Below are 23,284 nucleotides of genomic sequence, written 5' to 3'. Positions count from 1 at the left end.
AGAAATGCCGATGCCTTCATCGCTTTTCTGGGCCTAGACCTGCGTATATCGGACTCAGGGAAAAAGAAGGGACGCCGCTGCCTGTCTAAGCGAGGTGACCCAGAGGCCCGTCGATTGATGCATAACGCCGCGATGTCGGCGAGGCGCACAGCGGCATGGAAGGGTTTTTATGAGGCACTAAGGGCCCGGGGACTCAGCACAACCGAAGCATTAGTAGCACTGGCCCGCAAGCTTGCCCGAGTGGTATTCGCCCTGCTGAAGAATCAGAGCGAATACTTACCGAAAGGCATTTAGGGGGTAGCCCTGCACCATAGAATCTCCCACATTCGTTTTGGATGACTTCAAAAATCTACCTGTTCCGCCAGATACCTGTGGGAGCGGTTCAGTAGCCGCGCTGTGGGTTCGCCAGATTTTCTGGCGCCAACCCGTTCAGGAAGCGCTCGAGATTGGCCAGGAAGCTATCGGCGATTTCATGGCGGCTGTTGCTGGAGATCGCCGAGGTGTGGGGCGACAGGCGCACCCTGGGGTGGGCGTAGAGCGGATGGCCGTCGGGCAGCGGTTCGGGGTCGGTGACGTCCAGTGAGGCCAGGCCGAGGGGGCCTTCGTCCAGGGCCGCGAGCAACGCCCCATGGTCCAGCAGGCCGCCGCGCGCGATGTTGATCAGGTGCAAGCCCGGCTTGGCGCTGGCGAGCACCGCGCGGTTGACGATGTGCCGCGTTGCATCGGTCAGCGGCGCGGCCAGTACCAGGTGATCGGAGCGCGAAAACAGCTGGTGAATGTCTTGCGCGGCTTCGACGCCTTCCACCTCGAACGGCGTCGAGCTTTGCCGCAACGCCAGCACATGGATGCCCAGGGCACGGGCCTTGGTCGCCAGGCTGCGGCCAATCGCACCGAAGCCGAGAAGGCCCAGTGTGCTGCCCTTGAGCGGCCTCAGGGCGCTGAACTGCCATTGCGAGTCGTGCACCCAGATGTCCGGCAGGCGTTTGGCCGCCGCGAAGATCGACGCCAGGGCGAACTCAGCAATGTTATCGGCGGCGCTGCCCCGGGAGGTACTCACCGGCGGGCCATCGAACAGCCACTTGGGGTAAAAGTCGATGCCGGAAGACACCACCTGGACCCATTTCAGGCCGTAGGGCCAGCCCGGCGGCGGCGTGTCCGGCGCCAGGTAGCCGCGCACGTTGATGGGCCGTGCCAGCAAGACACTGACTTCGGCCGGCAGGTCGCTTGGCACGCCGGCCGGCGCGTCGAGCACTTGCGCGCCGGGGTGCGTCTGTTCGAGGCGTTGGCGGATCACATCGTTGAAGTCTTTATCCAGCTGGCTGGCGATCACGAGCGTGCTCATGCAAGGTCCTTCTTTTGACGTTGGGCAAACGCCGCTTTGCCGACGCCTTGCAGCACGGCGTCGTTTTGCGGGGTGTGGACGCGACTGCACAGCACGTCGCGGTAATGCCGTTGCAACGGGCTGTGCCGCGACAGGCCGGGGTTGCCGGACGCTTCGATGGCCAGTTCGACAGCGCGGATGGCGTTACCGGTCACCAGGTATTTCAATTGCGCGGCATGGGCCGCCGGGGTGCGCCCTTCGGCGGCGGCATCCAGCAGGCTGCGATTGGCGAACAGCAAGGTGTCGATGTGCCCGACGGTTTCCTGGAAGCGTGGCAGGGTCGCCAATGCAGCGCCGAGGTTGGACGGTTTGCGCTGTTCCAGCCAATCCACGAACCAGTCCCGCGCGGCCTGGGCGACGCCGTCGTAGACCGCCGACAGCAACACCGACATCCACAGGAAGCCGTCACCGTCCAGTTCGGGCTGCGGCGCACTCCAGCGACTGACACTGACCGCGTGATCCAGTGGCACCAGCACGTTGTCGAACCGCACTTCATGGCTGCAGGTGGCACGCATGCCCAGGTGGTCCCAGTCGTCGACGATGCTGATCCCGGGTGTGTCCTTGTGGATCAGCCAGGCACCCACCAGCGGATCTTCATCGGTGCTGCGCGCCCAGACGCTGAACCAGGTCAGGCCGTGACTGCCGGTGGAATAGAGCTTGCGCCCGCTGATGCGCCAGCCTTCGGAGGTGCGCCTGGCGATGGTCGCCGGCAGCCCGCCACGGGCCGGGGTGCCCAGGTCGGGCTCGACACGCAAGGCATTGATCAGCGCGCCTTCGCCCACGGCATCCTCGGCCACTCGCAAGCGCAATGCCTCGGGCCAGTTCCGATTATCCTGCAGGCGCGAATGCTGGAGGTACTGCATCACCAGAATCAACGCCGTGGAAGGTTCGCCCTTGGCGACCGCACTGATCGCCTTGCGTGCCTGCACCAGGCTGGCGCCGCCACCGCCCAATGCCTTGGGCACCGTCAGGGCCAACAGACCATGCTCGTGCAGCAACGTGAAATTGTCCCGGGGAAAGGCGCCGCTCTCGTCATAGACGTGGGCCGTGGCTGCCAGTTGCCTGCCGATGCGTTCGAGCAACGTGTCGAAGTCGGCGACATCGACCGATTGCAGCGTGGGTGGGCGTGGAGAAGAAAGACTCATGGTGCGTTCACTCGATCAAAGAGGTAAGGCCCGGATGCGGCCCTTGTGGCGAGGGAACAAGCGCCCCCGTCACAGGCGTTCAAAGCGGCAGCAGGCGGAAGTTCCTGTCCCACAGCGGACCCACGTCGAGTCGTTCGTTCAACACGCCGGCGTTGAAGAACAGGTCGGCGACTTCTTGTTGCGAAGCAATGGCCTGGTCGCTGACTTCGACGACTTTCGACGGCTGGCTGCGGTTGTTGTACATGTCCAGGAACACGGCCTTATCGACGCCCAGCAACTGCGCCGACTTGGCGGCCCAGGGCTCGGGGTTGGTGTTGATCCATTCCAGGGTGCGCGCTTGCCGTTGGATATAGTCCTGGATCGCCTGCCTGCGCAGCGGGTCTTCCAGGGCAGCGGGGCGCGCGGCGACCAGGTAGTTGCCCGACAAGTAGCCCAGGGCGGTTTTCAACACCCGGGCACCGCTGCGGAACTTCGCCAACTGGATGAATACGCCATAGATCACCCAGGCATCGAGCTGGCCGCTCTGAAACGCCGTGAAGCCATCCTGGGGCGTGAGCGCCACCGCCGTGATGTCGTTCATGGTCAGGCCCTGTTCCTTCAAGGCCTTGATCAGGAAGTAGTGGGACGTGGTAGAGCGCACATAGCCGACCCGCTTGCCACGCAGTTGTCCGATCGATTCGAGGGCGGAGTCCTTGGGAATCAAAATCACCTGGTTGTTCACATCGCCTTGCAGCACCGCGATCAGGCGCGGCTGGCGGTGGCTCTGGATGGAAAAGATCGGCGGGATTTCGCTCATGCTGCCCACGTCCAGGCTGCCCGAGGCCAGCGCTTCGACGATCAGGTTGCCACCGGCGAACTCGGCGTATTCGACCTTGTAGGGTGTATTGCCGGTGCCGGCATCGTCGACGAAATAGGAATCCTGGCCCCGGTAGGTGGCGACACCCAACGTCAGGTCAGAAAGCCCTTTGCCTTGGGCGCAGGCACGTGGGGCAAACCCCAGGGCGGATAGCCCCATCGCACCCAGGGCGATGGAACTGGCCGTGAGGAAATCGCGACGATTGAATTGCCCTGGCGTGAGGTTTTTCATCATGGTCGGGCCCTTGCTCATGCTACGGCCTCGCGGGCCGCGTCTGTCGCCACGGGCCGTGCGTATCGGTTGGCGGGCACCGGCAGGCCCAGATTGTCCCGCAAGGTGTTGCCGCTGTATTCGCTGCGAAACAACCCGCGCTGCTGCAGGACCGGTACCACGCGTTCGGTGAAATATTGCAGGCCGTCCGGCAGCAGTGAATTGATGATGAAGCCATCGGCCGCGCCGTTTTCGAACCAGTGTTCAATGGCATCGGCCACCTGTTCGGGGGTGCCGACAAAGTCCCGCCGTGGCTGGGAGAAACGCAGGGCGACTTCGCGCAACGTCAGGCCTTCGTCCCGGGCCAATTGTTTGATCCGGTCCGAGCCGCCTTTCTGGCTATTGGCGCCCAGGTCGCCCAGTTCGGGGAAGGGCGCGTCCAGGGGGTACTGGCTGAAGTCATGGTCATTGAAGGGGCGGCCAAGGGCGACGATGGCATCTTCGATGCTCACCAGTGCCACGGCTTGCTGGTAGCGGTCTTCGACTTCCGCTGCGTCACGCCCGACAATCGGGCGGATGCCGGGCAGGATCGACAGTTCTCGAGCGTCGCGCCCGAAGCCCTGGGCGCGTTTTTTCAGGTCCTGATAATAGGCGCGCGCTTCGTCGAAGCCCTCGGCGCTGACGAAAATGGCGTCGGCATTGCCGGCGGCAAAGTTGCGCCCGTCCTCGGAGGTGCCGGCCTGGAAAATCACCGGCTGACCCTGGCGGGAGCGAGCGATATTGAGCGGGCCTTTCACCGAGAAGAATTCGCCCTTGTGCTCCAGGGCATGCAGCTTGCCAGGGGTGAAAAATTCGCCCGTTTGCTTGTTGTAGGCGAAGGCGTCGTCTTCCCAGGAATCCCACAGGCCCTTGACCACCGCCACATGCTCCTGGGCGATCCGATAACGCACGGCGTGCGGCGGGTGCTCGGCCTTGCCGAAGTTATCGGCGGTGCCACTGAGCCACGACGTCACCACGTTCCAGCCTGCTCGCCCATCGCTGATATGGTCCAGCGAAGCGAACTGGCGCGCCACCTGGTAGGGCTCGGTGTAGCTGACGGTCACCGTCGCCACCAGGCCGATGTTCGACGTCAGTGCCGCCAGCGCCGAAAGGATGGTCAGCGGCTCGAAGCGGTTGAGGTAATGCGGACTGGATTTTTCGTGAATGTGCAGGCTATCGGCGATGAACACGAAATCGAACTTGGCGCCTTCGGCCAGTTGCGTCTGTTGCGTGTAGAAACCGAAATCGGTGCTGGCATTGGGTCGCGCCTGCGGGTGGCGCCATTCGCCCCAGCCGTGGCCGACGCCATGGACCATTGCGCCGAGTTTGAGTTGGCGTTGTGTGCTCATGGTTCTGCTCCTTTAGCGCGAGGCCTGGGCGAGGGGGGCACGCAGAGTGTTGAAGCTCTTGTCGAAACCTTGGGAGACGTCGATGTGGCGGGTCAGCAAGCCTTCTTGCTGGTAGATGTCGGCGGTCGCCTGCAGGCCGCTGATTACGGCGTCATCAATCACCACTGGCTGCATGTGGGTGGCATTGGCCACGCTCAGGTGAACCGCCAGGGGCAGGCCGGTGATCCTGGCCTGGGCGGCGGCGTATTCATCGGGGTGCTCGTTGCTCCAGCGGTAGGCCCGGTCGACGCGGGCGACAAAGTCGTCCAGTTGCTGGCGCTTGTCAGCGATGGCCTGGCTGGTGGCGGCGAGGTAGAGGTGATTGCTCAACAGATTGCTGCCGCTGACCAGGACCCGCGCCTGGCTCTGAGCGGTCACGACCGTGGTGAAGGGATCCCAGGTGGACCAGGCGTCCGCGGTGCCGTTGTCCAGCACCAGCCGGGATTCACTGGGCAGCAGGAACACGAATTGCACGTCCTGGGTGCTCAGGCCCACGCTGCGCAGGGCCTTGATCGCCAGGTAATGCCCGATGGAGCCGCGCGTGGTGACGATGCGCTTGCCCTTGAGGTCGGCGACTTGCTTGATGGGGGAGTCCTTGGGAACCAGGATGGCCGTGGTGTTACGCCCCTCGGCATGAATGATGCTGACCACCTTGAGCGACGCACCCGCGCCCAGGGCGAATACGTAGGGTGCATCGCCCAGGGCGCCGATATCCACGGCGCCGGCATTCAGCGCCTCGCCCAGCGGCGCGGCGGCGGGGAACTCGGAAAACTGGATCTCGTAGGGCACCTCCTTGAGCTCGCCGGAAACCTCCAGCAAGGCCTTGATAGTGGATTTCTGATTGGCGACCCGCAGCGGCTGCAAGTCGGCGGCATGGACGGGGCCAAAGGCGAGGGCGATCAACAGCAGGGGTAGAGTCAGGCGCATCGGAGGCTCCAGGCTGAGTGTTGCGTTCAGCGCCTCCGCCTGGAGAAGGGGTCGGCTGGTGTGGGCAGGGGCCGGTCAACCGACCCCTTGTGGGTTCAGATCACGAAAAAACCATGGGTGCCGTCGCGGGCCAGTTGGTCCACCAGGCCGTATTCCCAATCCAGATAGGCCTGCATGGCCTCCCGTGGGTTGTCGGTGCCCTCGTATGGTCGGCGATAGCGGTCGATGCGCGACGAGGCCAGGCGGGTTTCGCCGTGCTCCAGTGGTCGTTGCTCGGCGATCCATGCTGCCGTGCCGCTGCGCAGCAGAAACACGTCCTTGCCGGTCAGCGCCTCGACTTCGGGGACCGCCAGCCGGGCCAATTGGCTGCTGCCGCACGTCAGCACATAGCGTTGGGCCGGCGGCACCTTGGCCAAGGCTTCGCTCAACCGAGCGCGCAGTACCCACCAGGCGCCGGGGATGTGGCGCTTGACGTAGTTGGCGCTACCGGTGAAATCCAGCACCACGGTGTCACCTTCGGCCAGCCATTGTTCAAGGGTTCCGGGGCTGATTTCCTCGGCTTGCGGCGGTACAGGCACCGGCGCTTTCCATGTGCCCTGTTCGCTGAAGTGCGCCGGCTGCAGGTCATCCAGTACGTGCACCTCCCAACCCAGTTGCGCGAGCCAGGAGGCTGACATATTGGCGCGTACGCCGTCGTCATCCACCAGCACCAGGCGCGCGCCGCGCACACTGGCGAAGTGATCGGTTTCCTGCACCAGTTGCCCGCCGGGGGTGGAGCGCGAGGCGGGCAGGTGGCCGGCTTCGAATTCTTCCGGAGTACGCACATCGAACAGGTAGGTGCTGCGTGTCGGTTCCTGCTGCCAGCGATGCAGGTCGGCGAGGGTAGCGCGCCCGACCAGTGCCTGGTCGGCGACACGGCGGGCATCGCGAGCGGCGACGTCTCGATGTTCTTCGCCGGTGACGGCAAAGCGGCGTGACTGGCCGTGCTCCAGGGTTTGACCGGCCAGGGTCCAGCCGATGGTGCCGTTGCGCAGGGCGGCCACCGGGTTCTCGATGCCCGCGTTGATCAGCGACTGGGTGCCGATGATGCTGCGGGTACGCCCGGCGCAATTGACGATGATGCGGGTCGTCGGGTCTGGCGCGAGTTCGCGAGCACGCAACACCAGTTCCGCCCCCGGCACGCTGATGCCACCGGGAATGCTCATGGTCTGGTATTCGTCGAAACGCCGGGCGTCGAGCACCACCACGTCGGCTTCGCTGTCGAGCAACGACTGGACCTCTTCGGCCGCCAGCGAAGGTGTGTGACGTTGGTTTTCCACCAGCTCACCAAAGGCCTTGCTCGGCACATTGACGTCGATGAACAACTCGCCGCCGGCCTTGCGCCACCCCTCAAGGCCACCCTCGAGCACGCTGACATTGCTGTAGCCCAAGTCCAGCAAACGCTGCACCGCGATGCTCGCCAGACCCTCGCCGTTGTCATAGACCGTCACCGAGGTATCGCGCCTCGGGATGCGCGAATACACCTCCAGCTCAAGCTTGGACAGCGAAATATTGGCGGCGAACAGCGGATGCCCTTCGGCGAAAGGGGCCTCTTCGCGGACATCGATAAGGGCCAGTTCTTCACGGTTCAGCAACGCCTGGCGAATCTCGGCGTAGGAGCGGGTAGGTACGGTGCTCATAGGGCTTGGCTCTCTTTGGACAGGTCCCAGATATTGGGGAGGAAGGCGTTGGAATAACCGGAAATGAACAACTTCTCGCTGCCGTCGGGCTGATACACCGCACGGCGAACGGCGCCGATGTTGGCGCCGTACACGTGAATGCTGATGGACACTTGGTTATCGAAGGCGTTGCTGACTTGGTGGATGTCGCCGATCTTGGGAGACACCGCTTCGACCTGGCCCGGTACCAGCCGTGTGAGCGCGCCCTCGGGCACCAGGGTGCCGTCGGGATGGCGGGCGAAGCCTTGGGAATGCTCGGCGCCACGCAGCATGCCAATCAGCCCCCAGACCCGATGATCGTGGATCGGCGTACGTTGCCCCGGTCCCCAGACAAAACTGACCACGCTGAAACGTTGCCGCGAATCGGCATGCAGCAAGTACTGCTGATAGCGCTCGGGGTCCGCCCGGGCAAAATCCTCGGGCAGCCAATCGTCATGGTTGACCAACTGAGCGAGCAGCTTGCCACCGCGATGCAGCAGGTCGCCTTCGCGAGGATTGCCATCGATCAGCTCCGCCAGGGCGCCGATGAATGCTCTGAGTCTCTCCGGGTGTCGGGCCTGGGTCATGGCGATTCCGTCGTTGTGTTGAATGTCTGTTTTCATGATTTAAGCATAATGATTTTTCTTAATATGCTATTTTTTAATGATTAGGTTATAGCTGAAAAGAATTTAGAACAGTTGTGAATAGATTTAGAGGTTATCGATCGGTGCGCCGGGCTATCCAGGCATGCGCAATGGCACTATGCTTTTTTGCAGTGCATTATGTTTTTCAAACATCTTATTGACTGTTCTCTATGTGCGGGCCAAATGAAAATTGACGATATTGACGCCTTTGTCGAAGTGATTCGTTGCCAGTCCATCAGCCATGCCGCCGAGACCTTGCAACTGACGCAGCCGGCGATCACACGACGCGTGCAGAACTTCGAGCAAGCGTTGGGCGTGGAGTTGTTCGACCGCAACACCAAGCCGCTCAAGCCCACGTTGATCGGTACGCGAGTCTATGAGCAGTGTCGTCTGATCCTGCGGGAGATGGACGCCCTGCGCGAGCTGGTTGCCACCGATGCGCCGCCTACCGGCCTGTTGCGCCTGGGCGTTCCGCAAACGATCGGGGATGTGGTGCTGCTCGATGCGCTCAAGCATTTGCGCGTGGAGTACCCCGAGCTACGTGCCCAGGTGGTCACCGGCTGGGGCAGTCAGTTGGTCGGCAAGATTGAGCGTGGCGAATTGGATGCAGCGGCGGCGTTGTTTCCCGCAGGCAAGATTTTTCCAGACAACATTGTCGGTGAGTCGATCGGCAAGATGGAGCTGGTGGTGGTATGCGCCAATGCGCAGTTGCCCAAGCGTCCCTGCAAACTGGCCGACGTCTACCAGAATGGTTGGATCCTCAATCCGGACGGCTGCGGTTTCCGTGCCGGGTTGCAGCGAACCCTGTCGGACCAGGGCCTGGCTTTGCGGGTCAACCTGGAAACCTTCGGTACCGAATTGCAACTGGGCCTGGTCGCCGATGGCCTGGGCCTCGGCCTGGTGCCGCGTCCGCTGCTGGAACGCAGTGTTCATCGCGAACACCTGGCGGTCATGCCACTGAAGGATTTCAAGCCGGTGATGGACCTATGGCTGATCTACCCACACTTCCTGGGCAACCTGCAAGGGCCGGTGGATGCCTTCGGCAAACGGGTGGCTGGATCGCTGCAGAAGGTCAAGGATGCCGCATGAGTGGAAGTGAGGCCGGTCTATCATAAAAAATAATAATAATTAGCTTAGATTAAAATGTGATTTTTATTATTTTTTGCCTTCCCCTAGGCTTCCTGCAGATCCTTAAGGCCATCCAGGAAGTTTTGCCATGAGCAGCGTCAGTCCGTTATCCAGCGTTTCGAAAAATGTTCGTCAGCGTGTCAGTCCCGAGGAGTGGGAGGTGCGGGTGAAGCTGGCCGCCGCCTATCGGCTGGCGGCCCTGTTCAAGTGGACCGATCACATCTACACGCACTTTTCCGCGCGGGTGCCGGGGCCTGAGGAGCATTTCCTGATCAATGCCTTCGGGCTGTTGTTCGATGAAATTACCGCGTCCAACCTGGTCAAGGTCGACATTGACGGAACCCTCGTCGACGACCCGACCGGCCTAGGCATCAACTACGCCGGGTACGTGATCCACAGCGCTATCCACGGTGCGCGTCCCGACCTGCAAGCAGTCCTGCATACCCATACCCGCGATGGCATCGCGGTATCGGCCCAGCGCGATGGGCTGTTACCGATCTCGCAGCACGCCATCGGTTTTTCCGGGCGGGTGGCTTACCACGGTTACGAAGGTATCGCCCTGGATCTGGATGAGCGTGAACGGTTGGTGGCGGACCTGGGGGACAAGAGTGTGTTGATTCTGCGTAACCACGGTTTGCTGACGGCGGGGATCAGCGTCGAGCACGCATTCCAGCAACTGCACGGGCTGGAGCGCGCCTGCAATATCCAGATCGCGGCACAGGCTGGTGGCAATGCCGATTTGATCTTTCCTCCGACCGAGGTGGTGGCCAAGGTCGAGAAACAGGCCGAAGTGTTAAAAAATGGTGACGGGCCGGGTGTTGCGCGGCATTGGGATGCGCTGATCCGGCAGTTGGAACGGACCGACATCGACTACAAGAACTGAGCCTTCAAGCGGTGTGCCAGGCGGCTCTGTCTTTGCCTGACTCACCGCTTTCGCGAGCAAGCTCGCTCCCACAGTGATGAGTGGACGGGACACGAATCTCTCATCCCACCACAACCAATGTGGGAGCAAGCTCGCTCCCACATGATGAGTGGACAGGACACGAATCTCCCATCCAACCAAAACCTAATGTGGGAGCGAGCTTGCTCGCGAAGACGTCGGCACATTCGCCATGGACGTAAGCAGACCCACCGCTGTCGCAAGCAGGCCCGCTCGTGTTATTTCAAGCCACTTTTTCAGCGGCCTGGCGTTCGCGTTCGGCGACGAGTTGACGGGTCAGCGGGATCAGACGCTTGCCATAATCGATGGCGTCATCAAGTGGGTCAAAACCGCGGATCAGGAACGTGGTGATGCCCAGGTCGTAATAGTCGAGCAGGGCTTCGGCCACTTGTTCCGCGGTGCCGACCAGCGAAGTCGAATTGCCTTGTGCGCCGAGCAGGCCGGCGATCCCGGTCCACAGGCGCTTGTCCAGACGCGAGCCCTGAGCAGCGGCCGCCAGCAAGCGTCGGGACCCTTCGTTCGGTGGTTCGCGACGCACAAAGCCGTTCTGTTCGGCCAGCGCTGTGGCCTGTTGCAGGATGCGCTCGGCACGGTCCCAGGCTTGCGTTTCGGTGTCGGCCAGGATCGGTCGCAACGACAGGCTGAAACGAATGCTGCGCCCGTGCCTGGCCGCCTCGGCGCGCACCTGATTCACCACTTCGCGCACCTGTTCGTAGGTTTCACCCCACAACGCGTAAACGTCTGCATGCTTGCCCGCCACAGCGATGGCGGCCGCCGATGAGCCACCAAAATACAGCGGTATGTGTGGCTGTTGCGGCGACTTCACTTGCGAGTGCGCCCCCTCGACCTGGTAGTACTTGCCCTGATAGTCGAAGGGCTTTTCGCGGGTCCATTCCTGACGCAGCACATCAAGGTATTCATCGGTACGGGCGTAGCGCTCGTCTTTGCCGATGTAGCTTCCATCGGCGCGCAATTCGCGATCATCGCCGCCGGTGATGATGTGCACGGCGGTGCGCCCACCATTGAACACATCGAGGGTGGCGAACTGTCGTGCGGCCAGGGTCGGTGCGACGAATCCCGGTCGATGGGCAATCAGGAACTTCAGCTTTTTCGTCACGCTGGCGGCATGGGAAGCAATCAGCGTGCTGTCCGGACTGTTGGAGTGGAACGCGACCAGGGCGCGGTCGAAACCGGCTTCCTCATGGGCGCGGGCGACGGTCTCCACATATTCAGGCTGCAACACCGGGCCGCTGCGTGGCTGGGTTTCCGAGGATTGGTGGCCGCCGATGTAACCGATGAATTCGATGCTCATGCTGGGTTCCTTGTCTTTGGATAGGCGTGATTTCAAAGCCTCCACCGGGCAGGGGGTCGGTCTGTGACGTCGAAAGTAGGCGCAGCGGGCAAGGCTGTGAAATGCCGTTTTGTTCTAAGTTAATTATTAATTAAATGAATCATATAAAATCTTAAATATCAGCAATGTGCATTTTAAGGTGCGTCAGGGACGCATCCGCCGCAGGACGTGGGGTGCGGGATTTTATTATGCAAATAATTTATCTGGATTATTTTATATCTGATTTTTAATCATATTAGGTTATTCCCAAAAAGAATTTCACTGACGTTTTTTATGCGAATAGCATGAATTCGAAGCCGTATTCTTGATGAGGAAGGAAGCCTGATGACCGAAAAGACCTTCGATACACAGCGCACGAGTAGCTCGTTTTCTGTCAGCAAGGCTGTTGAAAGCCGGGGGGCATGGAAGCTGATTCCCGGCTGGCTACACACCTGGCGAACCCCGGAAGTCCTCCTGCGCCTGCTCAGTCCGGTCGCGTTGCTGCTCTTGTGGGAACTGGCGTCGCAGCTCGGCCTGATCCCTCAACGGATTATCGCCGCACCCTCGCAAATAGGCGGCACCCTCTGGGCGATGATTGTGTCAGGGGAGCTGGGCAAGCATTTGCTGGTGTCGCTGCAGCGCGCGTTGCTGGGGTTGAGCATCGGGGTCAGCGTCGGCGTCATTGCGGCGCTGATCACTGGTTTGTCCAAGCGCGGTGAGGTCATCCTCGACTCGCCGATGCAGATGCTGCGCACCATTCCTTCCCTGGCGCTGGTGCCGTTGTTCATCCTCTGGTTCGGCATCGGCGAGTTCACCAAGATCGCGCTGATCGTCACCGGTACGACCTTCCCGGTGTACCTGAACCTGTTCGCCGGGATTCGCAACATCGACCCCAAACTGATCGAGGCCGCCAACACCCTGGGCCTGAATCGTCGTGAGTTGATCTGGCATGTGATCTTGCCAGGTTCCTTGCCTTCGTTTTTTGTCGGCTTGCGCTATTCCCTGGGGATTTCCTGGCTGGCCCTGGTGTTCGTCGAACAGATCAACACCACCGCCGGCATCGGTTTTCTGGCCAGTGATGCGCGGGATTTCATGCGCACCGACGTGATCGTGATCTGCCTGCTTATCTACAGCGTCCTCGGCTTGTTGATCGACGGCCTGATCCGCACGCTCGAGCGTTTTGCCCTGGCCTGGCGCCCATCTTTTGTGAGGAACTGACATGTCGACTATCGCGGCAAAAAACCTGCAGCCAGAAGCACCGGTACAACTGCGTAATGTGGTGCGCCAATTCGGCCAGCAACGGGTCATCGATGGCTTGGACCTGGACATCGCACCGGGCGAATTCGTCGCGCTGCTCGGGGCCAGCGGTTCGGGCAAGACCACCTTGCTGCGCAGCCTGGCCGGCCTGGACAGTATCGACAGCGGTCAGTTGCGGGTGCCCAAGGCACGGGCCGCGGTGTTTCAGGAGCCGCGGTTGATGCCGTGGAAGCGCGCCTGGAAGAATGTGGTTCTCGGCCTGCACACCCCGGACGCCAAGGCGCGAGCGGTGCAAGCGCTGACGGAGGTCGGCTTGGCCCATCGTCTGGAGGCCTATCCGGCGACGCTCTCCGGCGGGGAAGCGCAACGCGTGGCGCTGGCCCGTGGCCTGGTGCGCGAACCCAAGCTGTTGCTGCTCGACGAACCCTTCGCCGCGCTCGATGCACTGACCCGGATTCGCATGCATCGGCTGATCATCGAGTTGTGGCGCAAGCACACCCCGGCGGTATTGCTGGTCACCCATGACGTGGATGAAGCCATTCTGCTGGCCGATCGGGTGATCGTGTTGGCCAATGGCAAGATCGCCGAGCAATTGTCGATCGATCTGCCGCGGGCCAGGGATACCGGGCAGGAGGGTTTCCAAGCGATCCGTGCGCGCTTGCTGGGGTTGTTGGGGGTTGAGGTGGAGACCGTTGCCGTGGCTGAACGTCCGCTCACGAACAGCACTGTCCGGCGTTTTGCCCATGGTTGACGCTGCTTTCAATTCATTGATACAGGGATGTGCTGTCATGCCGATACACGTTCGCAAATCCACGCTGGTGTTGTTGTCCTGCGTCGCGTTGCTACTCAGCGGCTGCGGTGACACGGTCGAGTCCCAATCGCCATCTGCTGCCAAGTCAGACTTGTCCGGCGTCAAGTTGATTCTGGGCGATCAAGCCAAAGGCTTGCGCACGGTGGTCGAGGCGGCACATGCATTGGAAGGGATCGACTACACAATTGAATGGGCGAACTTCCAGGGGGCCGCGCCCTTGTTCGAAGCCTTGCGCGCTGGTGCCGTCGATTTGGCGCCGGCTGGCGATACGCCGGTGCTCGCCGCCGCGACCGGTGGCACGCCACTGCGCATTGTCGCGGTACGACGTAGTCAATCCAGGGGCATTGCGATCCTGGTTCCAGCTGATTCGCAGATCCGCACCGTTGCCGACTTGAAAGGCCGCAACGTCGTGGTGTCTTCGGCTCGCGGCAGCATTTCCCAATACCTGTTGATTCGGGCACTGGCCAATGCCGGTGTCGAGGACAAGGAGGTCAATGTCGGATTTGTCCTGCCGACCGATGCCTTGTCCGCATTCAACGCCGGCAAGATCGAAGCCTGGGCCACCTTCGGGATTTATCAGGCGTTTGCCGAGCAGCAGGGCGCGCGCGTGCTGATCAGCGGCGAGGGCATCAATACCGGCCTGACCTTTATCACCGCCTCCGATGACGTCCTGGCCGATCCTCTCAAGCGCAAGGCACTTAGCGACGTATTGCAACGCTTTGCCAAGGCCTTCGAATGGGCTCGGCAAAATCCTGACGAGTACGCACGGGTCTTTGCCAAGGTCAACGATATTCCCCTGGAAGTCTCGCAACGACTACGCAGTTGGGGGGATGAGGCGCTGTTGCCGCTCGAACCACAGGATGTTCAGGCGCTGCAGCAAGTCGATGACTTATTCGTGGAAAAAAATATTTTCCCCCATCGTGTCGATGTGCAAAAACTGACGGATGACCAAGTGTTTTCCCTGAAGCCTTTGACATTGACGCAGTCGGAGACGGCACGTTAGTCCGGGTCCCGGCACGTGTTCGTTTTGAATGTGTCGCGTGGCGGGCTGTACAACAAAATGAGTCGATTTGGGCGCAAGGTTGATGCGCTTCGTTCTTAGCGGTTGGCGCAGCGCTGATGGTGAAACGGGCGGTCAGTTTGCCGCCCGATCAACGCATTGACTGGCCAAGTGAAGGTCAGAAAACGCTTTTCTTGAAGGGGCGAGCGGGGACGCCCCGAGAGAACGACAAAATGGCCAGAGCCTGCACGATGACTGCCGCTGTCACGACAGCGGCGATGGCGTGATTCGGATCGGTGAAGGCGGCGCGCAACAGGCCAAAAAAGGCCGGGGCGAAGGCGTAGGTGGCCTGGCTGATCGCAACCATCAGGGCGACCACCCTGGCGGTGTGTTCACGGCTGAACTCGGCCTGTGCTATCAGCGGCGGCAAGGAGGTGGCATTGCCAATGCCCGAACCGATCAGCACCACGGCTATCCAGGCCACTGTCGGGTGAAGGTCCAGGCCCATAAGCATCAGCGTGCCCAGCATCTGGACGGTATAACCGAGGCAAGCCAGCTGTCGGCGATTCATACCCTGGGTCATCAGGCGTGCAGCGACGTATCGCCCGCCTATCGCACTGGCGGTGGCCAGACCCATGGCGAATGAGGCGTCATGCGCCCCCATGCGTCCCACCAGGATCGAGTACAGGTGCGCGATCAAGCCGATCTGGGCGAACAGCCCCAAGGACATGCCGGTTGCCAGGGTGCGGAAACTGGCCGACCTGAGCGTCTGCATGACAGTCCACGGCACGGCGCTGGCGCTGACCGGCACGGGAGCCGGCGGGGCTGCATTGTCGGGATGTTGTCCCAGGCTCCGTGGATTCTTGTTGAAAACCAGGAAGGCGAAAGCGCCTATGACCAGCACAGCGATGACGCTGATCAGCGCCGCCGCCGGGGCAAAGCCGAAACGCTCGATCAGCCACACCCACAGCGGCGAAAAGATTACGCCTCCCAGGCTGGCGCCGTTATAGGCTTTGCCCAAGGCCTTGGGTCTTTCCTTGACGTACCACGGCGCGATGAGGGTGTTGACGGCCGCGGCCCCCAATGTCACCCAGCCGATACCCGAGCAGACGGCACCGGCATACAGCACCCAGGGCTGGTTGGCCTGAGCCCAGAGGTTCACGCCAATGCCCAGGACGATGCTGCCAAGCAAGGTAATGGCGGGGATGCCGAAGCGTGCATAAAGTCGTGGCAGGTTGGCGATGACAATCGTGCCGCTGAGAAAGTGCAAGGTCACGGCGGCCGAGACCTGGGCGATTGGCCAACCCGTGCGCTCAATGACCGCCTGCATATAAATCGGCGGGCCATAGAAGCCGATTCCCCAACCGATCATCGCCAGGATGAACGTGCAGGCCAGTACGGTTTTTCCAAAAAAGCGGGTGTGTGTCATCGCCATCTCCTCCAGGGTGGCTCGCAGACTATGGGCTCGACGGGTTCCTCACTTCGAGGTGCATCGAACAATGGATGTCGAGGACGATTGCTTGTCCAGATCCGGCCGGGCCGGGCGCGCCAAGGGTGGGCCTCCAGCGCTCCAGAACTGATCAGAGGGCCGGGACAGGTAGGATGTTACAAACTTGCTATTTCCCTTTCGGGTCGATGACAGCAGAGCCGACTATCCTTGCGGGCACCGAACGTAAACGCTGCATCCATAAAAAGAGACGCCATGTCACATTATGATCGCGCCATCGGCTCCAGACCCGGCATCTCACGCGGTGATCGAACCTGTTTGACCAGGTCTCGGTTGCTCCGGATAGTTTCAACGACGATGTTCTGTCTTTTCACGGCAACGCCTGGGTATGGCCAGGACCTGCCAGCCGCGACGGACACTACGGTGACGGTGCCTCAAGCGCAGGAAATGGTGGCCAAGGCCACCCTCGGCGCCGTTCCCTGGAGTGGCCCTGAATCCGGCCCGCCCGCCCAGCGTGGCAAGAGCATCGCCATCGTCGCAGAAGATATGCGCAACGGCGGCATTGTCGGCGTCGCCCAGGGCGCTCGCGAGGCCGCCAAGGCCATGGGCTGGACGCTGAGGGTATTCGATGGCGCTGGATCCGCGGCCGGGCGTGCAAAGGCCTTTGCCGATGCCCTGGCGGCGAACCCCGATGGGCTCATTCTGTGTGGCGCCGATGCCCTTGAAAACAAGGCAGCGCTGGCCGTCTTCGCCGACAAGGGCGTGCCGGTGGTGGGCTGGCACGCCGGGGAGCGCCCCGGGCCGATCGTTGGCACGCCGATGGCCATGAACGTCACGACCGACCCGCTGGAAGTGGCTCGCATCACGGCCATGGCGGCGGTGGCGCAATCGAACGGAAAGGCCGGGGTGGTGATCCTGACCGACTCCAGGTACAGCATCGCCATGGCGAAAGCCAAGGCCATGGAGCGTGTCATTCGGGCCTGTCGGGAGTGCTCGTTGCTGGAGGTGCGCGATGTCGCGATCTCCGAAAGTCGCGAGAAGATGCCGGCGATCACCACGGAACTGCTTCAGCGCCATGGCAAGCGTTGGACCCACACACTGGCCATCAACGATATCTATTTCGACTATGCGGTTGCCACCTTGGCCAGCGCCGCGATACCCCGCGACGGCATCAGTCTGTTGTCTGCCGGTGACGGTAGCGCTTCGGCGTTCTTGCGCATACAGGAAAAAAACTACCAGACCGTCACCGTGGCCGAGCCGCTCAATGTGCATGGCTGGCAAGTGATCGATGAATTGAACCGGCTGATGGCAGGCCAGCCGGTGAGTGGCTTCGTGGCACCGGTTCACTTGGTCAATGCCGACAATATCACCTTGGACGGCGGGACGAAGCTGCTGTACGACCCAAGCAATGGTTATCGAGAGATCTATCGATTCCAGTGGAATCCCTGAGCGTTGGACATGGCTTTACGGCAGGGGAGCCTGGGGCTTCCAGGCTGCCAATGCTTTGTCAAAAAATAATCGCGTCGACAGGGTTTCCCTCCGGCATGTGAACCTTGCGCCAATACTGCGTTCAGTTATTGAGTGGCCGCTTTACATGACCCTGTGGGAGCGAGCTTGCTCGCGATAGCGGAGTGTCAGTCTCTATCCCTGTCACTGATCCACCGTCATCGCGAGCAAGCTCGCTCCCACAGGAGGGCAGTCTGATCTGGCGGCTGCGCCAGTGCCGATAAGGACTTCGCATGCACCCAACCTCATCCACTATCCCCTTGAACGCCACAGTCGAACGCGAGCTCAGCCCGCGGGCGGTCAGTACGGGGATCGTCCTCGGTATCCTGCTGACACCTTCCAATGTCTACGCCGGGTTGAAGATCGGTTGGTCGTTCAACATGTCGATCATTGCCTTGCTGATCGGCTATGGCATCTGGCAAGGCCTGGCCAGTCGATCAGTGGGGCGACTGCCCTGGACGCTGCACGAAAGCAACATCAACCAGACGGTGGCTTCTGCCGCGGCGTCGATCATTTCCGGTGGGCTGGTCGCGCCCATCCCGGCCTACACCTTGCTGACCGGCCAGCAGTTGGATGCCATTCCCATGGTGGCCTGGGTCTTTTCGGTGAGTTTCCTGGGGATCTGGATCGCCTGGTACCTGCGACCCTCATTGCTCAATGACAAGGCACTGAAATTTCCCGAAGGCATGGCCACCCTGGAAACGCTGCTGCATATCTACAACCACGGCCACGAAGCCGCGACGCGCTTGAAGGTGCTGCTCAGCGCCGCGCTGCTGTCCGGGCTGGTCAAGGCGGTCGACACCTTCATGTGGGCCATCCCGCGCTGGTCTCCGAGCGCTCAACTGGAGCGCCTGACCTTTACCGCTGATCCTTCGCTGCTGTTGGTGGGGTTCGGCGGGATCATCGGTATTCGCGTGGGCCTGACCCTGCTGCTCGGTGCTGTGCTGGCGTGGGGCGGGTTGGCGCCGTGGCTGTTGGCACAGGGCCTGGTGCCGTTGCCGCACGGCAGCAGCGGCCCGCAGTTCGCGGCGCTGGTGGAGTGGTTGCTCTGGCCGGGGGTGAGCCTGATGGTCTGTTCGACCCTGGCCTCACTGGTGATTCGCTTGTGGGCACTGCACCGGTCCACCAAGGCGGGCGGCGGGGCGATCTGGACGATACCCAAGCCTGGGCCTGCCGCCGGTTTCGCACTGTCGATCATCCTGGTGGTCAGCCTGCAGGTGTTGTTATTCTGTATCAACCCGTGGATGGCCTTGTTGACCATTCCCCTGGCGATCTGCCTGGCGGCGGTGGCCGCCCGGGTGGTCGGTGCCACGGGCATTCCGCCGATCGGGGCCATCGGGCAATTGTCCCAACTGAGTTTCGGCATCGTCGCCCCGGGCCAGGTGCCGATCAACCTGATGAGCGCCAACACCGCCGGTGGTTCGGCCGGGCAGTGCACCGACTTGATGAACGACTTCAAGGTCGGCCGGGCGATTGGCGCCACGCCGCGCAAGCAATTGATCGCCCAGACCCTGGGCATTTTCATCGGTAGCATCGTCGGCGTGCTGGCCTATCTGGCCCTGATCCCGGACCCGCAAACCATGCTGCTCACCGAAGAGTGGCCGGCCCCGGCGGTCGCCACCTGGAAGGCCGTGGCGCAAACCCTGACCCTGGGCCTGGACTCATTGTCAGCGAGCATTCGCTGGGCGATTTTCATCGGCGGTTTGGTGGGTTTGTCGTTGGGGATCCTCGACAGCCTGCTGCCGGTGCATCGGGCGCGCTACCTGCCAAGCACGGCGGCCCTGGGCCTGGCCTTCGTCCTGCCGGCCTCGGTGTCCCTGATGATGGCGCTCGGTGCGGTGCTGACGTGGCTGGTGAGCTGTCGCTGGCCGAGCCTCACGGAACGCTTCGCCATTACCGCGGCGGCGGGGTTGATTGCCGGGGAGAGCATTACCGGGGTGGGGGCGTCGTTGTGGCAGATGCTTGGGGGTGGGTGAGTAGACACCCATCGCCCAATCGTGCCGTCGCCCCGAAGGTTCAAGCCCTGGCCGCGTACCGGAGCCTGGATTTCACCCCTGTCATGCAGTGCGACCGCCGAGCACTTCAGCCACCCAGTCGGCGATGTACTGGCCGGCATTGATACTGTTGTCGAAACTCGAATGCTGCACGCCACCCTCACGTTCGGTGAAGACTTTCAGCTCGCGCTTCGGACTGTTGACCAACTGCTCGTAGGTGCGGTGTGCCCATTTCAGTGGAATCTGCGAATCCTTTTCACCGTGGGTGACCAGGAAAGGCACCTTGATGCGCTCCAGAATACCGTCCAGATGGACATTCTCGGCAATGGCCATGAACTCGTCCGTGTCCTTGGCGCCCCAGACCCAAGCCACGTGCGACCAGTAATGCGGCACCGGGAAGCTGCCTTCTTTCTCCACGCGGCGTTTCTGTACATCGCGCCAGTCGTGGTTGGCGCCCCACACCACACCGCACGCGAAGCGCGGCTCGAAGGCGACCGCGCGCGGACAGTAGTAGCCGCCAAGCGACACACCTTCCAGGCCAATGCGTTTGGCGTCGACATCGTCGCGGGTCTCCAGCCAATCTACCACACGACTGGCCCAGTGCTCGCTGTCAAAACGCGCCGTCAGGTGATGCAGGCGCAGCGCCTCGCCCGTGCCGGGCTGGTCGATGATCAATGACGACACGCCACGTTTGGCCAGCCAGGCGGGCAGGCCGACGCGGTATTTCATTTCTTTGGTGGAATCCAGTCCATTGACCTGCACCAGAATCGGCGCTGGGCCGCTGACGCCTTCGGCACGGACCAGCAGACCGGATATGTGTTTGCCTTCGTAAGGGATTTCAACACGCTCGCAGTTCTCTCGTGCCAGCTCGATGCCGCGTTGGAAGGTGTGCAGAAAGCGTTGGTACAGCTGCGTACGGCCAGGGGCACCATGGGCCTGCAGGCGTTCGCAGCTCAGGTAGTAGGTGGCGGCGCGGTTGTATTTTTCACCGGCAGACAACATTCGGCCCTTGCCTTCGTCTTCTTCTGCCAGGCCGCACAGCTTGTCGGCCATGTTCGCCCAGGTCTCACGAAAGGCTTTGCTGCCGGCGGCGTCCGGTTGCTTGGCGGCCTCTTGCAGCGGCGCGCACATTTCCTCGATTTCGCCGATGCGGGCGCCCATTTCAATGGCCAGGTCGACGGAAAGATTCCACACGTAGTTGGTCGGGAAGTAGCGAAACATGATGGTGATTGTCCTTGTGCAAGCAAAGGCAGGCGGCCAGGTCCGAGCGGAGATCGCCAGCCCTGGCGGTTCGAAGCAGGCTAAGGGGAGGACCATTGTTTGGCCAATCGCGAGTCTGGATGGGAGGTATTGCGAACGGAGATAGAGCGTATGTGCGCCGTCGACCCAGGAGGTTTTCCTCTCCGATCAAGCCGCGAATCCGGATACCTATCATCGTACTTTGCGATTGCTCATAACGCAGAATGCGATTGGTGTCATTGGGGGACGACTCACTAGAGTTGCCGCTGCACCGCGCCGTTGGTTGAAGCCTCGGGCGTACAAAACAACAAGAATAAGGTATTGGCAGATGAGTGAGTCCCATTGCGGCACAACGATCAGCCCGGGCGCCAAGGGCAGGCTGTTTTTCCACGACCGTGCGAGGAGTCGGGCATGCTCGTACTGAATCGCATGCTCGCGAATCTGTCGGTGGGGGCCAAGCTGTCGCTGGGGTTCGGCCTGGTGCTGCTGGTGACTCTGGGGGTAGCGCTCACGGCTTTTCGTTCCCTGGGTGTGCTGCAGCAGCGCGGTGAGCAATCGCGTCAGGAGTCATCGATCCAGGCACTGATCCTGCGTGCGCGTATCGCCGAGAAGGCATTTGCCCTGGATCTCGCTCCGCAGCGCCTGGCCCAGGTCCGCGAGACAATCGGCAAACTGAATCAACAACTTGATGATGATCCGGCCAACAGCGCAGCGCGCGCCAGCGTACGCACGGCCGTCAGCGCCTATCTGGAGCAGTTCCTCGGCTATGCCGATTCGTTGCGCCGGGCTCGCGAAGCGCGATTGCGCATGCAGGCACTGGCGCAGACCGCTGGTGACAGTTTTACCCTGCTGTTTCTCGACCAACTGGATGCGCTTAACACTCGGTTAGGGCAGGGGGCGCCACCGAGCAGCGAGCAGATGGTATTGCTCGAACAGACGGTCGCATTGCGGGACAAGCTCGCCAAGCTGCGTGACAGCGAGCTGTACTACTCGCTCGATGGCGAGGAGCGTTACCGCAGCGACTGGGAAATGAGCATGAGTGACCTGCTCGCCGCCATGCAGGTGCTGGATCTTGGCGAGCAGCAAAGTGAGTCGCTGCAGGAGGCGAGCAGGGCCTTGGGCGACTATCGCATGGCCTTCGTCGAGTTCGTCGACAGCCGCAAGCAAAGCGCGCAAAGCAGTGCGGCGATGAACGCGCAGACCGACCAGGTGAGCAGGTCGCTGGCCGAGGCCGACGAACAGCAAAGGCAGGCGGTGCTGGACGATAACCGCGATGCCGATCGCCACTTGGGGTTGATCACTGTTTTGGCACTGGCATTGGGCATTGGTGCCAGTCTGCTGATTCGCCAGTTGATTGTGCAGCCACTGCGCCAGGCCGTGCAGTTGGTCCAACGCGTGGCTGCGGGGGACTTGAGTGATCCGCCGTCAGACAGTGATCGTCGAGATGAGCTGGGCCAACTGTTGGGCACCGTGGGCAGCATGCTGGGCAGCCTGCGTGGATTGGTCGGGCGCATCGACCTTGGTGTCGGCTCGCTCAACGGCATGGCCGGCAGCCTGGCTGAAGTGACCCTGAGCAACAGTCGCGGTGTCGAACACCAACGCCAGGAAACCGAGTTGGCCGCCACCGCGATGCAACAGATGGCCGCCACGGCGCAGGAGGTCGCCCGCAACGCGGGTGAGGCCAGCGAAGCGGTGGCGCATGCCGATCAACAAGCGCGCGAGGGCGATGAGTTGGTGCGCCAGGCGGGTGGCAAGATCGACCATCTGGCCAGGGAAATGAGTGGCTGCGCGCAAGCCATGCGCAACTTGCTGGTGGAGAGCGGGGCGATTGGCGGCGTGCTTGATGTCATCAAGGCGGTGGCCGAGCAGACCAACCTGCTGGCGCTCAATGCCGCCATCGAGGCCGCGCGGGCGGGCGAGCAGGGTCGTGGCTTCGCGGTGGTTGCCGATGAAGTGCGTGGCCTGGCACGGCGTACTCAGCGTTCGACCACGGAAATCGAAGGGTTGATCGTTCGTTTGAGCGGTGTGGCCCAACAGGCCGCCGAGCGCTTGCAAGGCAGTCATGCGCTAAGCGATGAAACGGTGGTGCTTGCCGCGCAAGCTTCCCAGGCGCTGGCTCGAATCACCCGGGCGGTGTCCCGCATCGAGCAGATGAACCAGCAGATCGCCGCGGCCGCTGAGCAGCAGAGCGTGGTGGCCGAGCAAGTCAGCCAGAGCATGACGCGGGTGCGCGAAGTGGCGGAGGATAGCGCCAGGGAAAGCCTGCAACTGCAAGTTTCAACGACTGACTTGCAGCGGGTTGGCGGCGAGCTCAAGGCGGCCGTCGGGCACTTCCGTACCTGATT

General features: G+C 61.9%; 19 protein-coding genes and 1 pseudogene. 10 read left to right on the top strand and 10 right to left on the bottom strand.

Translation table 11 applies throughout. The annotated features are described in order from the left end of the window. Window positions 1–294, top strand: a 294-nt coding sequence (locus BM321_RS20530) for a transposase (protein ID WP_139230569.1), incomplete at its 5' end; no start/stop codon positions are given. An 88-nt stretch (window positions 295–382) separates the two neighbouring features. On the opposite strand, the gene BM321_RS20525 is transcribed toward BM321_RS20530, so the two are convergent. The 7 genes from BM321_RS20525 to BM321_RS20495 all read right to left on the bottom strand — a co-directional run bounded on the left by BM321_RS20525 (window position 383) and on the right by BM321_RS20495 (window position 8,230). Then, window positions 383–1,342, bottom strand: a complete 960-nt coding sequence (locus tag BM321_RS20525; protein ID WP_092444377.1) for a D-isomer specific 2-hydroxyacid dehydrogenase family protein — start codon at window positions 1,340–1,342, stop codon at window positions 383–385. Further along, entirely contained in the window at window positions 1,339–2,526 is a 1,188-nt protein-coding gene (locus BM321_RS20520) for an acyl-CoA dehydrogenase family protein (RefSeq protein ID WP_092444375.1), read from the bottom strand. Before BM321_RS20520 ends, BM321_RS20525 begins: the two co-directional genes overlap by 4 nt. Before the next feature lie 79 nt (window positions 2,527–2,605). Continuing rightward, window positions 2,606–3,616 carry an ABC transporter substrate-binding protein gene (locus tag BM321_RS20515; RefSeq protein WP_092444385.1) on the bottom strand — a complete coding sequence of 337 codons (1,011 nt, stop codon included), beginning with the start codon at window positions 3,614–3,616 and terminating at the stop codon, window positions 2,606–2,608. Between the two features lie 14 nt (window positions 3,617–3,630). Then, the gene (locus BM321_RS20510) at window positions 3,631–4,980 is read right to left on the bottom strand and encodes an LLM class flavin-dependent oxidoreductase (RefSeq protein WP_092444373.1); all 1,350 of its coding nucleotides are present in this window, start codon (window positions 4,978–4,980) and stop codon (window positions 3,631–3,633) included. A 12-nt stretch (window positions 4,981–4,992) separates the two neighbouring features. After that, complete coding sequence (locus BM321_RS20505; RefSeq protein ID WP_092444371.1) at window positions 4,993–5,946, bottom strand: ABC transporter substrate-binding protein; 954 nt, start codon at window positions 5,944–5,946, stop codon at window positions 4,993–4,995. A 95-nt stretch (window positions 5,947–6,041) separates the two neighbouring features. Beyond that, on the bottom strand, window positions 6,042–7,625 hold the full coding sequence (locus tag BM321_RS20500; protein ID WP_092444369.1) for a rhodanese-related sulfurtransferase: 1,584 nt from the start codon (window positions 7,623–7,625) through the stop codon (window positions 6,042–6,044). Then, a complete protein-coding gene (locus BM321_RS20495; protein WP_092444367.1) occupies window positions 7,622–8,230 on the bottom strand; it encodes a cysteine dioxygenase family protein in 609 nt (202 codons plus the stop codon). Before BM321_RS20495 ends, BM321_RS20500 begins: the two co-directional genes overlap by 4 nt. 240 nt (window positions 8,231–8,470) lie before the next feature. On the opposite strand from BM321_RS20495, the gene BM321_RS20490 reads away from it, so the two are divergent. Next, the gene (locus tag BM321_RS20490; protein WP_175459432.1) at window positions 8,471–9,376 is read left to right on the top strand and encodes a LysR family transcriptional regulator; all 906 of its coding nucleotides are present in this window, start codon (window positions 8,471–8,473) and stop codon (window positions 9,374–9,376) included. Between the two features lie 127 nt (window positions 9,377–9,503). Further along, window positions 9,504–10,298, top strand: a complete 795-nt coding sequence (locus tag BM321_RS20485; RefSeq protein ID WP_092444363.1) for a class II aldolase/adducin family protein — start codon at window positions 9,504–9,506, stop codon at window positions 10,296–10,298. A 280-nt stretch (window positions 10,299–10,578) separates the two neighbouring features. Here the strand turns inward: BM321_RS20485 and BM321_RS20480 are convergent, their stop codons facing one another. Beyond that, a complete protein-coding gene (locus tag BM321_RS20480; protein WP_092444361.1) occupies window positions 10,579–11,667 on the bottom strand; it encodes an LLM class flavin-dependent oxidoreductase in 1,089 nt (362 codons plus the stop codon). Between the two features lie 363 nt (window positions 11,668–12,030). Between BM321_RS20480 and BM321_RS20475 the strand changes: the two genes are divergently transcribed. Genes BM321_RS20475 through BM321_RS20465 form a run of 3 tightly spaced genes read left to right on the top strand, consistent with a single transcriptional unit; the run spans window position 12,031 to window position 14,756 of the window. Then, the gene (locus BM321_RS20475) at window positions 12,031–12,903 is read left to right on the top strand and encodes an ABC transporter permease (protein WP_092444359.1); all 873 of its coding nucleotides are present in this window, start codon (window positions 12,031–12,033) and stop codon (window positions 12,901–12,903) included. A gap of 1 nt (window position 12,904) precedes the next feature. Continuing rightward, complete coding sequence (locus BM321_RS20470) at window positions 12,905–13,693, top strand: ABC transporter ATP-binding protein (protein ID WP_092444357.1); 789 nt, start codon at window positions 12,905–12,907, stop codon at window positions 13,691–13,693. Between the two features lie 37 nt (window positions 13,694–13,730). After that, window positions 13,731–14,756, top strand: a complete 1,026-nt coding sequence (locus BM321_RS20465) for an ABC transporter substrate-binding protein (RefSeq protein WP_092444355.1) — start codon at window positions 13,731–13,733, stop codon at window positions 14,754–14,756. Between the two features lie 175 nt (window positions 14,757–14,931). On the opposite strand, the gene BM321_RS20460 is transcribed toward BM321_RS20465, so the two are convergent. Continuing rightward, entirely contained in the window at window positions 14,932–16,182 is a 1,251-nt protein-coding gene (locus tag BM321_RS20460) for an MFS transporter (protein WP_092444353.1), read from the bottom strand. A gap of 447 nt (window positions 16,183–16,629) precedes the next feature. On the opposite strand from BM321_RS20460, the gene BM321_RS20455 reads away from it, so the two are divergent. Then, window positions 16,630–17,649 (top strand): substrate-binding domain-containing protein, encoded by a 1,020-nt coding sequence (locus BM321_RS20455; RefSeq protein WP_092444383.1) that lies wholly within the window; start codon window positions 16,630–16,632, stop codon window positions 17,647–17,649. Between the two features lie 290 nt (window positions 17,650–17,939). Next, window positions 17,940–19,682 (top strand): OPT family oligopeptide transporter, encoded by a 1,743-nt coding sequence (locus BM321_RS20450; protein ID WP_092444351.1) that lies wholly within the window; start codon window positions 17,940–17,942, stop codon window positions 19,680–19,682. An 81-nt stretch (window positions 19,683–19,763) separates the two neighbouring features. Here the strand turns inward: BM321_RS20450 and BM321_RS20445 are convergent, their stop codons facing one another. Then, entirely contained in the window at window positions 19,764–20,921 is a 1,158-nt protein-coding gene (locus tag BM321_RS20445) for an alpha/beta hydrolase family protein (RefSeq protein ID WP_092444349.1), read from the bottom strand. Window positions 20,922–21,350: 429 nt separating this feature from the next. Here BM321_RS20445 and BM321_RS31365 point away from each other — a divergent pair. Both BM321_RS31365 and BM321_RS31360 read left to right on the top strand, forming a co-directional pair. Continuing rightward, window positions 21,351–22,424 (top strand): annotated as a pseudogene (locus BM321_RS31365) (HAMP domain-containing protein); the annotation flags it as partial. Beyond that, a complete protein-coding gene (locus tag BM321_RS31360; RefSeq protein WP_371856643.1) occupies window positions 22,419–23,282 on the top strand; it encodes a methyl-accepting chemotaxis protein in 864 nt (287 codons plus the stop codon). The pseudogene BM321_RS31365 and the gene BM321_RS31360, both read left to right, overlap by 6 nt. The last annotated feature ends 2 nt before the right edge of the window (window positions 23,283–23,284 follow it).

The sequence above is a fragment of the Pseudomonas sp. NFIX10 genome (assembly GCF_900111955.1).
GTDB lineage: Bacteria > Pseudomonadota > Gammaproteobacteria > Pseudomonadales > Pseudomonadaceae > Aquipseudomonas > Aquipseudomonas fluorescens_AA.
This window is presented reverse-complemented; position numbering and strand designations above follow the sequence as displayed.